The sequence below is a fragment of the Neobacillus thermocopriae genome (assembly GCF_010975035.1).
Classification (GTDB): Bacteria; Bacillota; Bacilli; order Bacillales; family Cytobacillaceae; genus Neobacillus; species Neobacillus thermocopriae.
In genome coordinates this window covers 71,866-82,757 of sequence record NZ_JAAIUV010000002.1, presented here as the reverse complement: position 1 = coordinate 82,757, position 10,892 = coordinate 71,866, and the positions used below count along the sequence as shown (strand labels likewise).

Sequence of the window (10,892 nt, the reverse complement as noted above, 5' to 3'; positions counted from 1 at the left end):
GTATTTCATATGGATTATGCTGTTTTTCGATTTTCGTCAGTTTCAAACATATTTTCATTGACTTTCTGTCTGCCTGGAAGGATTAGATTTAATAAAACCCCGAATATAGCAGACAGTGCCATTCCATGAATTTCAATATCTTTTATAGGAAGTTTTAAAATCGCTCCACCAACTCCAAGGATTAAAATCACAGATGAGATGACCAGATTGCGTTTATCTGCAAAATCTATTTTGCTATCTACCAACATCCTTAATCCAGAGGAGGCAATAATTCCAAATAATAGGATGGACACGCCACCCATAACCGGTGTAGGTATAGTATTAATTAATGCCGTAATTTTCCCAACAAATCCAAAGATTATTGCTAAAACTGCAGCACCAGCAAGAACATGGACACTGTACACACGGGTGATTGCCAATACACCAATATTTTCACCGTATGTTGTCTTCGGAGGACCTCCAATAAGGGCAGAAATCATCGTCGCAGTTCCATCCCCAAGAATCGAACGATGAAGTCCGGGCTCTTTAATATAATCCCGTCCAACCACCTTACTTAAAACAAGCTGGTGCCCGATATGCTCGGAAAGTGTTACCACTGCGACCGGAACCATTAACCAAAAAATATTCCATGTGAATTTTACTTCATAGCTGACAAATGGAATGATAAATTTCGGCATTTCAAACCATTGGGCTTCTAGGACTGGTTTAAAATCAATGATCCCGATGACTAAGGCGTAAATATACCCGACTACTATACCAGCGAGAATCGGAATAATGCTAAGAATTTTTTTGGCATAAATCGAGAAAAGGATTGTAGCGGCTAGTGTAACCAATGCAACAGAAAAATGAAGCGTACTATATTGTCCATCTGGATTATTCATAGCCATTCCAACCGCGGTTGGAGCAATTGCTAAGCCAATTACGATGATGACTGGTCCAACAACCACGGGAGGAAGTAAATTCATTATCCAGCGATGTCCTACTTTACTAATAACTAATGCAACGGTCCCGTAGACAAGTCCTGCCAAAAATGTTCCAACCATTGCTGCACCAGGCCCACCTGCCGTTTTTGCAGCAATAACTGGAGCAATAAAGGCAAATGAAGAGCCTAGATACGCTGGAACTTGCCATTTGCATATGAGTAAAAAGGCTAATGTTCCAAGTCCACTTGAAATTAAAGCGATTGCCGGATCCAAACCAACGAGATATGGTACAAGGATGGTAGCGCCAAACATTGCAAAAAGATGTTGTATACTTAAAGTAAGCCATTGTGAAAATTTAGGTGTCTCATTAACAGCTAGGATAGGTTTGGTATTCATTGCTCTCTCTCCTGGTAGAAATGTATTTGTATTTTTTTCATTTTCTAAATAAAAAACCCTCTTTTGTCCATGATGGTACAAAGAGGGTATGGAAATACCGATAAAATAGCAATCGGCTCAATTCCCCTTTGTCAGCCTCACTGGACTGCATTTAAAAGGGCTGGTATTTATTTTTCATAAATGCTAACTTGATCAACTTGGTCAACTTCCACTAATTCGACCACAATTTTTTCCGAACTTGAAGTCGGAATATTTTTTCCAACGTAATCTGCTCTAATTGGAAGTTCGCGATGTCCTCTGTCAACTAATACTGCCAGCTGAATAGCGGATGGACGACCTAAATCCATTAATGCATCAAGTCCTGCTCTAACTGTTCTTCCTGTATATAATACATCGTCAACAAGAATAACTTTCTTATTACTTATGTTAAATGATATATCCGATCCTTTAACAAGAGGTTCTTGATTATCTGTTTTCTTTGTTAAATCATCTCGGTAAAGTGTTATATCTAATTCCCCTACAGGAATGGGGCTTCCTTCTATTTGTTCAATCTTGGTAGCTAACCGTTTGGCAATATGAATGCCTCTTGTACGGATACCCACCAATACGCAATCCTCAATTCCTTTATTTTTCTCAATAATTTGATGAGCAATCCTTGTCAATGCCCTGTTAATGGCCTGCTCATCAAGAACAAGTGCTTTTTGGTTCATCCTCTTCACCTGCTTCTTAGTAATAAAAAACCTCTCACCGATATTGGCGAGAGGGTAACAGTTCATAGTAACAAAATTGTATTTTAAATATACAATAAATTATTAACCGTTCCTTCTCAGCCTCACGGGACTGAATTAAAGGCTTATTTAACTATTGTTAGCATACATTAATTTCTTCACCATGTCAATGATTATTTCGTAGTTGAATAATTAGCTGCTCAAAATATTTTGGGAGAGGTGCCTCAAATTCCAGATATTCACCAGTTCTCGGATGTGTAAATCCAAGAACACCCGCATGTAATGCCTGGCCGTTTAGATCTAAAGTTTTTTTCGGTCCATATTTTGGATCCCCCGCAAGCGGATAACCAATGTATTTCATATGGACACGAATTTGATGAGTTCTACCTGTTTCTAATTGACACTCAACAAACGTAAAGTTTTTGAAACGTTCCAGCACTTGAAAATGGGTTACCGCATGTTTTCCATTATCCACTACGGCCATACTTTGTCGATCCTTTGGATCTCTTCCGAGAGGAGCATCAATCGTTCCAAAATCATGGGGAATTACACCATGAACAATGGCTTTATATTTTCTTGTTACCGATTTTTCCACTAATTGATTAACAAGACTTTCATGTGCTAAATCGTTTTTTGCTACCATCAAAAGACCAGATGTATCCTTATCTATCCGGTGCACGATGCCCGGTCGAAGTACCCCATTTATGCCGGATAAATCCTTGCAATGAGCCATTAATCCATTCACAAGGGTTCCTGTCATGTGACCAGGGGCCGGGTGAACTACCATCCCCTTTGGCTTATTTACAACAAGGACATCTTTATCCTCATAATATATATCTAAATCCATTTCTTCCGGAACCACTTCAAGTTCTACTGGTTCAGGAATTTGAATCTCAATTTGATCTCCTACATTGCATTTATAATTTGTCTTTACCTCTTGTCCATTCACAAGAACTTGTCCATTTTTAATCCATTGTTGAACTTGAGTTCTAGACCATTCATTATTTAACCCGGATATAACTTTATCTATTCGATCTCCTTTTTGTGTCTCAAGAATGGTGTGTTCCATTTTCTCCATATGTTTTCTCCTTCGATTGTCTTTCTTCACGTATCATTTGAATCATCAATAAGCCAACTCCTATTACTAATGCAGAATCGGCAATATTAAATACCGGGAAATTATAGCTAAAAATATACGTATGTATAAAATCCACGACTTCTTTACGAAAAACACGATCAATAAAATTACCTATGGCTCCTCCAAGCATGAAAGCTAATGAAATACCCAACAGCATTTTACCCTTCGCTGCTCTATGAAGATAATAAATAAGACCAATTATGACAATGACTGTTATCACATAAAAGAACCACATTTGACCCTGGAGGATACCCCACGCAGCACCACGATTCCGATGAGATGTTATGTATAAAAAATCTTCAATGACTGGAATACTTTCACCAATATACATATTATTAACAATAAACCATTTTGTAAGTTGATCTAAAATGATAATGAAAAGCGCGGTTAAGTAATAAAACACTAAAAAATACCCCCACATAAGTCATTATTTACTCCTAGCATTTTAGCATACTTAACCGCTATGCGACAACGAACAATTATTTAAGATAGTGGTATCGACTTTTTCCAAAAGTGCTCTAAGAAAGCAAAATCTCTCTTCGACCTTAGTGTAGGAATCATGGTTAATAATTTTTCGGGAAGTAATTCTCCAGAAATTTCACATTGACCAAAATTTCCTTCTTTAAGCTTTCTCAATGCTACTTCTATATCCCGTAACTCCTCCTTTAATATATCAGTCAACCAGTCCTTTTCGTTTTTATTTGCCAATGATTGTTCAATTTCTTTTTTGTTTTGACGGAGTTCAAGAAACAGCTTTTCCTGCATGGCATTCATAGTGTTACTCCCTCCGCTAGAGATATTGATTTTATTATGCCCTTAGCCCTGTAGGTGACTCAGGTCAACATTTTACATCAATCTCAACTATTGCCATGCGAAAAATATCATAGCCCTGTACATAGGTACAGGGCTTGAAATTAAGCTAAATGACTATAATTTTCTTTTACCACACTGGCACAGCGAGGACAAAGTGTTGGATGATCTTTATCATGGCCAACATCTGGAGTAACTACCCAGCATCGTTCGCAAGTTTCCCCTTCGGCTTTCGTAACTACAATCGCAGCTGTATCTAATTTAGTCGCATTTTCAGGTGCTTCATTATAAAATCCTGCTACTTCAAAGCCAGAAACGATAAAGAGTTGTTGTAAATTCTCTTTAATGGAATCTAAAAGTGCTTTCGTATTTTCATTCACATATAGTGTTACCTTTGCAGTTAAAGATTTTCCGATTAATTTCGCATTTCTTGCTTCTTCAAGAGCTTTTAACACATCATCCCGAAGTTTCATAAATGCTGTCCATTTTTCTTCTAAATGCTGAGCACCTTCAAGCTCTTTGTATTCAGGGAAATCGGTTAATTGCACACTTTCTTCTTCCACATGAGGAATATAGTTCCATACCTCATCAGCTGTATGAGGAAGAATAGGTGAAACTAATTTTGTCAGTGCAAGTAAAGATTCGTATAAAACTGTTTGAATTGCACGGCGTTCCGGATGGTCAACAGCTTCAATATATAGAACATCTTTTGCAAAATCTAAATAGAATGCACTTAAATCCAAAGTACAGAAATTATTTACTGCATGATAAATGCCGGCAAACTCATATTTTTCATAAGCATTACGTACAGTTTTGATAAGTTTGTTCAGTTTAACAAGCATGAATTGATCGACTTCACGTAAATTTTCGTAAGAGACCTTATCTTTAGTTGGATCAAAGTCTGCCAAGTTACCTAATAAGAAACGGAAGGTATTACGGATTTTCCGATATACTTCAGCCACTTGTTTAAGAATGGCATCAGAAACACGAACATCTGCTTGATAATCAACTGATGCAACCCATAGGCGTAAAATATCTGCTCCTAATTGATTCATAACCTTTGCAGGGACGACGACATTACCTAAAGATTTACTCATTTTTCGACCCTCGCCATCAAGAACAAAACCATGACTTAAAACACCTTTGTACGGTGCCTTTCCAGTCACTGCTACAGCTGTTGAAAGTGAAGAGTTAAACCAGCCGCGGTATTGGTCAGAACCTTCCAAGTAAAGATCGGCAGGTCGGACAAGATCGCTTCTTTCATGTAAAACAGCTTGATGAGAGGAACCAGAATCAAACCATACATCCATAATATCTGTTTCTTTTGTAAATATTCCATTCGGACTTCCAGGATGGGTAAAGCCTTCCGGTAATAGTTCCTTAGCTTCCCGTTCAAACCATACATTTGAACCATATTGACGGAATAGGTCAGAAACATGGTTAATTGTTTCATCAGTAATAATTGCTTCTCCATTTTCCGCATAAAATACAGGAATCGGAACTCCCCAAACACGCTGGCGAGAAATACACCAATCCCCGCGATCACGAACCATGTTATACAGGCGGGTTTCTCCCCATGCAGGTACAAATTTTGTTTCCTTAATAGCATCTAACAGTTCATTTCTGAAGTCTTTAATCGATGCAAACCATTGAGCTGTTGCTCTAAAAATAACCGGTTTTTTTGTTCTCCAGTCATGTGGATAGGAGTGGGTAATAAAGGATAACTTTAGCAGTGCACCTGCTTCTTCCAATGCCTGTGTAATAGGTTTATTTGCATCATCATAGAATAACCCTTCAAACCCTGGTGCTTCACTTGTCATATATCCTTTATCATCCACTGGATTTAAGACATCTAAACCATATTTTTGACCTACAAGGAAGTCATCCTCCCCGTGACCAGGAGCTGTATGAACACATCCAGTACCGGCATCAGTCGTTACATGTTCTCCCAGCATTACAAGAGAATCACGGTCATATAAAGGATGAGCCGCAACCACATACTCTAAATCAGTACCTTTAAGTTTTTTAACAATCGTTGTTTCTTCCCAGCCGACTTCTTTTTTCACTGCTTCTAGTAAAGCTTCGGCTACAACATATTTTTGATTATTGGTTGAAACAACCACATAAGTAAGGTCTGGATGTACAGAGATACCAAGGTTTGCCGGAATGGTCCAAGGAGTCGTTGTCCAGATTACAATTTGAGTATCTTGATCTAGTACATTTTTTCCATCTTTCACTTTAAAACCAACATAAATAGATGGTGAGCGTTTATCTTTATATTCAATTTCAGCTTCCGCAAGTGCAGATTCACTAGATGGAGACCAATAAACGGGTTTAAGTCCTTTGTAAATATAACCTTTCTTCGCCATTTCTCCGAAGACCTTAATCTGCTGTGCCTCATACTCTGACTTAAGTGTAATATAAGGGTTTTGCCAATCTCCACGAACACCAAGTCGCTTAAATTGGGTTCTTTGGTTATCAATTTGTTCAAGAGCATATTCCGCACAAAGCTTACGGAATTCAGCAACAGACATTTCTTTACGTTTGACTCCCTTGTTGGTTAGCGCTTGTTCAATTGGTAGTCCGTGAGTATCCCAGCCGGGTACATAAGGTGCATGATAGCCACTCATGGATTTATAGCGAACAATAAAATCTTTTAAAATTTTATTTAAAGCATGCCCAATATGGATATCACCATTGGCATAAGGTGGTCCATCGTGAAGGACGAAAATAGGACGCTGTTTTGTCCGCTCCTGTACTTTTTGATAAATGTTCATTTCATCCCATTTTGCCTGGATTTCTGGTTCTCTTTTTGGAAGATTGCCGCGCATCGGAAAATCTGTCTGCGGCATCAATAGTGTGTCCTTGTATTCCATTTTCTTCTTTTCCTCCATTATCTTTATTGAACAGAATGACTTTCATTCAAATTAAAAACCTTCTCATCCCAATATAGGGACGAGAAGGTTTTTCCCGCGGTACCACCCTGATAGATGGAACTTCATTCCATCCTCTTTATCATTCGTAACGTGAATTACACGCATCAGTCTACTTTTCTTTAGAAGTTCGACCTCAGAACTCAAGGGTGATTTTCCAATTTTCGAGCTTTACCAGGCTTCCACCATCCCTGGCTCGCTGCTTAAAACTCTTTTGAAAATTGTACTGTCCCTTTCATCGTCAATTCCGCTCTATATAACTTGTTATGAAATTATATGCTACTAGACTCAATTCGTCAAGCTAGTGAATCTTCTTCTTTCTGCAATATTAAATCACTTGCATCTACTTCATATTCTAATAAGTGATCCCAATCATCGGTATTTAACATATCGAGCTGAGCTTCAATTAACATTTTAAAACGAGTGCGAAAAATCTTTGATTGTTTCTTTAAATCTTCAATTTCCAAAGCAATTTTTCTAGCTTTTGATAAAGATTCATTCACAATTCGATCAGCATTTTTTTCCGCTTCTTTAATGATTAATTTTGCTTCTTTCTGTGCATTACGCTTTACTTCTTCACCAGCTTCTTGGGCAATGACGATTGATTTGTTTAATGTCTCTTCGATATTTGAAAAGTGATTTAAACGTTCTTGCATTTCTTCTAAACGTTCTTCTAATTCTTTTTTTTCGCGAAGTACTAATTCATAGTCCTTGATTACCTGATCAAGAAATTCATTTACTTCATCCTCATCATATCCTCTAAAACCTTTATTAAATTCTTTATTATGAATATCTAACGGCGTTAACGGCATAAAGCCACCTCCATACAAACTGTACTGCAATATGTATTAGGTATAATTCGACAAGTTCATCAAATTTCCTGCAAAAATTTCAATCATTTTTGTTTCGCTACGATTATTCGCCACTTCTCTTTTTTTGTTTTTCCGTCAATTCTAATTAATTTGACTCTACCAAATCCTCGAACAGAAATCATATCACCTATTTCACAAAGAAAAGAAGTGTTTTCTGTCAAGGTCCAATTTACCTTAACAAGATGATGTTGAATTAAATCCTGTGCTTTTTGACGAGATATATGATAAACACCTGAAATAACAGTATCCAAACGTAAAGAAGATACTGTTAAATCATTTTCCTCCCATTTCTCATTTGACGCAATCACATTTTCAAATGGCTGCTCGGATAATTTTACGCCAGTGCGTCCAATTGTTTCGATATTACTACTAACATAGAAGCTCACTTCTTTAGCTGTAAAAAATTGAATTTGTTCATCATTAATCAAGATGTCGCCAAATTTCCCACGTTTCAATCCTAATGACATGAGTGTACCTAACACTTGTGGGTGTTCAATTTTTACAAATTTCTTTGGATAATGAATTTCAAATAAACTGATTTGAAATTCATCTTCAGTTGGTGTGAAATATTCTGGATATAATAAAGCTCTCTTTCTCTCCGCTTGATCGTATCCGCCAAAAAAATGATATTTTACTTCACCATGTTCACCAATAATTAATTTTAAAATATGTTGCTCTCTAGGATCCAAAAAATCGGTTAATTTTGGTGCATAATTGAATTCGACAAAACTTTTCCATTGTAATACTAAGTCTATAAACTCTCGCTCTTCTGGGCGGAAATGTTGATAAATATTCATAAAGATGTTCCTATCTAATCAATTTTTATGAAAGCCAAACGGCCAAGCTACCAAGCCCTCTGCTAGCGAAATTGAGCACAAGAAAAGCTACAATTGGTGAAATATCAATCATTCCAATTGGAGGTATAAATCTTCTAAATGGTTCTAAATATGGTTCGCAAATCCTTGCCAAAAACTGTCCAACCGTCGATTCTCTAGCATTTGGAAACCAGGACATTAAAATATAAATAATTAATGCCCAAGAATAAATATATAATAATTGCTGTAAGATACCAATAACAAAGCCCATTTCTACTACCACCTCGTGTTTAATTGTTCCCGCTCAGGAAACATGTCCGAGATATTGCCTGAAATCTCAACATTATCCGGGGTGCATAAAAAAGTACTTGTCCCTATTTTTGAAATTTCACCATTAAGTGCATAAACAACCCCGCCTAAAAAATCAACGATTTGCCTGCCTGATTCACTATCAATCCTCTGTAAATTTACTACAACAGCTCGACGATTTTTTATATGATCAGCAATTTCAGTAGCCTCTGAAGTTGAATGTGGTTCTACTAACACAACTTTAGAAGGCTTATTGGTGTTTGAAACCCTTTGCACAGTTTGCAAATTAACTACATTTTGAGGCTTTACAGGTGTTTTTTTGGGTTTTACCAATTCTACAGGCTCTTTTTCAGCTTCATTATCTTCATATTCATCTTCTAACATGAAAAACGTTTTTATTTTAGATTTGATCGTCATTTTACTCTCTCCTAACCATCTTCACCAACAAGTGCTGTTCCTATTCTTACCATCGTGGCTCCTTCCTCGATGGCTATCATAAAATCATTGGACATTCCCATCGATAGTTCTGTACATGGAGCGAAATCCAACTGACAAGCTTGAACTTGATTGCGAAGTTCTCTTAATTCTTTAAAGCATTTTCGAAGAACCTTCTCATCATCCGTAAACGGAGCCATAGTCATCAATCCTTCAACAATAATGTTTTCAAACGGACGAAGAGATTGAATGAAATCCACTACATTTTCAGGATCTAATCCGTGTTTGGACTCCTCTTTTGAAACATTCACTTGTACGAAACATTTTATTTTATGATTAGCTCTTTTGTTGATTTCTTCAGCCAATGAAAGGCGATCAAGTGAATGAATATAATCCACTTTATCAATAATATTTTTCACCTTTCGTGTTTGAAGTGTTCCGATAAAATGCCAGCAAGGCTTGTCTTTTAAAATATTCCACTTCTCTATGAGACCAGTGTCCCTATTTTCCCCAAGATGTTCTATTCCGGCTTCTAACGCTTCTATTGCCCTTTCTGTACTTACATATTTCGTAACTGCTATAACTGTAATATCATGCGGATCTCTTCCAACTTTCCGGCATGCCTCATTTATCTGCTTTTTTATCTGTTCAAACTTTGTTGCAACTTTCATAACAGAATCTAATACTCCTTCCAGCCAATATAACTTAACATTCTTCCAGTCTTCCCCTGATCCCGACGATGAGAAAAAAATACATCGTGATGACAGCTGGTACAAAAATTAGTTACACTTATATTTTTATCAGGTACACCAGCCTTTAGAAGTATCAGTCGGTTTAACATGCGTAAATCCAATGAATATTGATTCTCATTAATTAAATTATATGGTTTTACGTCGACATCTTCTAGTATATTTTCAACTAACTTTATGACAAGATTATCCACAATATAACATTTTTCGCAGATTGATGGTCCTATTACGACAAAAATCTGATCAGGTCGTATTCCCTCTTCTACCCACAAGTCAATCATTTTTCTGCCTATTTGGGAAACCGTTCCTTTCCAGCCAGCATGTGCCACTCCAATCATGTTATTTTCAGGTGCGATAAAATAAAGAGGAACACAGTCAGCATAGCAAAGCGTTAAAAGAATTCCCGTTTCACTTGTATAAAACCCATCAGTACCTTTAAAGGAAGTTTCATATGAACTGGCTCCTCTACCACGTTCATGTTTAGATATTTTTCTAATCACTGTATCGTGTGTTTGCTCAGCTCCTACCCAATGATTTAATGGGAATTGCAGAAGCGTTGAAACTCTTTCGCGATTTGTACATACTGCTTCCATATCATCCCCAACATGAAAGCCCATATTTAAAGATGCCAACTCCGCTTTACTAACACCTCCTAATTTGGTAGTCATACCGGCAATCAGTCCAGGGAATTGGCTCATCCAGCTTTCAATAGAAAAATAAGATTGATTTTTCTTTACAAAAGGTTCCATTACTCTACCTCTTATTTTTTTCTTTAGTTTACCAT

At 37.0% G+C, this 10,892-nt stretch carries 12 protein-coding genes and 1 other annotated feature; all 12 genes read right to left on the bottom strand.

Annotated features, from left to right (window positions below; genetic code table 11):
• Positions 1-14: 14 nt before the first annotated feature.
• Positions 15-1,319 (bottom strand): solute carrier family 23 protein, encoded by a 1,305-nt coding sequence (locus G4Z05_RS01805; protein ID WP_163250200.1) that lies wholly within the window; start codon positions 1,317-1,319, stop codon positions 15-17.
• Positions 1,320-1,486: 167 nt separating this feature from the next.
• The gene (gene pyrR / locus G4Z05_RS01800) at positions 1,487-2,029 is read right to left on the bottom strand and encodes a bifunctional pyr operon transcriptional regulator/uracil phosphoribosyltransferase PyrR (protein WP_163250199.1); all 543 of its coding nucleotides are present in this window, start codon (positions 2,027-2,029) and stop codon (positions 1,487-1,489) included.
• Between the two features lie 184 nt (positions 2,030-2,213).
• Positions 2,214-3,125: an RluA family pseudouridine synthase gene (locus G4Z05_RS01795; RefSeq protein ID WP_163250198.1), complete on the bottom strand. Its 912-nt coding sequence runs from the start codon at positions 3,123-3,125 to the stop codon at positions 2,214-2,216.
• Positions 3,097-3,588, bottom strand: coding sequence for a signal peptidase II (gene lspA / locus G4Z05_RS01790; protein WP_163250197.1), 492 nt, complete (start codon positions 3,586-3,588; stop codon positions 3,097-3,099). The genes G4Z05_RS01795 and lspA overlap by 29 nt, the downstream gene beginning before the upstream one ends.
• Positions 3,589-3,668: 80 nt before the next feature.
• Positions 3,669-3,959, bottom strand: a complete 291-nt coding sequence (locus G4Z05_RS01785) for a hypothetical protein (RefSeq protein WP_163250196.1) — start codon at positions 3,957-3,959, stop codon at positions 3,669-3,671.
• A gap of 140 nt (positions 3,960-4,099) precedes the next feature.
• Complete coding sequence (gene ileS, locus G4Z05_RS01780) at positions 4,100-6,871, bottom strand: isoleucine--tRNA ligase (protein ID WP_163250195.1); 2,772 nt, start codon at positions 6,869-6,871, stop codon at positions 4,100-4,102.
• A gap of 72 nt (positions 6,872-6,943) precedes the next feature.
• Positions 6,944-7,176, bottom strand: a binding site (T-box leader).
• A 48-nt stretch (positions 7,177-7,224) separates the two neighbouring features.
• Positions 7,225-7,740: a DivIVA domain-containing protein gene (locus G4Z05_RS01775; protein ID WP_163250194.1), complete on the bottom strand. Its 516-nt coding sequence runs from the start codon at positions 7,738-7,740 to the stop codon at positions 7,225-7,227.
• Positions 7,741-7,823: 83 nt separating this feature from the next.
• Positions 7,824-8,597 (bottom strand): YlmH family RNA-binding protein, encoded by a 774-nt coding sequence (locus G4Z05_RS01770; protein WP_163250193.1) that lies wholly within the window; start codon positions 8,595-8,597, stop codon positions 7,824-7,826.
• A 25-nt stretch (positions 8,598-8,622) separates the two neighbouring features.
• The gene (locus G4Z05_RS01765; RefSeq protein ID WP_163250192.1) at positions 8,623-8,886 is read right to left on the bottom strand and encodes a YggT family protein; all 264 of its coding nucleotides are present in this window, start codon (positions 8,884-8,886) and stop codon (positions 8,623-8,625) included.
• A 5-nt stretch (positions 8,887-8,891) separates the two neighbouring features.
• On the bottom strand, positions 8,892-9,341 hold the full coding sequence (locus G4Z05_RS01760; protein ID WP_163250191.1) for a cell division protein SepF: 450 nt from the start codon (positions 9,339-9,341) through the stop codon (positions 8,892-8,894).
• Positions 9,342-9,352: 11 nt separating this feature from the next.
• On the bottom strand, positions 9,353-10,030 hold the full coding sequence (locus G4Z05_RS01755) for a YggS family pyridoxal phosphate-dependent enzyme (protein WP_163250190.1): 678 nt from the start codon (positions 10,028-10,030) through the stop codon (positions 9,353-9,355).
• Positions 10,031-10,038: 8 nt separating this feature from the next.
• Positions 10,039-10,857 (bottom strand): peptidoglycan editing factor PgeF, encoded by an 819-nt coding sequence (pgeF, locus tag G4Z05_RS01750; RefSeq protein ID WP_163250189.1) that lies wholly within the window; start codon positions 10,855-10,857, stop codon positions 10,039-10,041.
• Positions 10,858-10,892 lie beyond the last annotated feature (35 nt).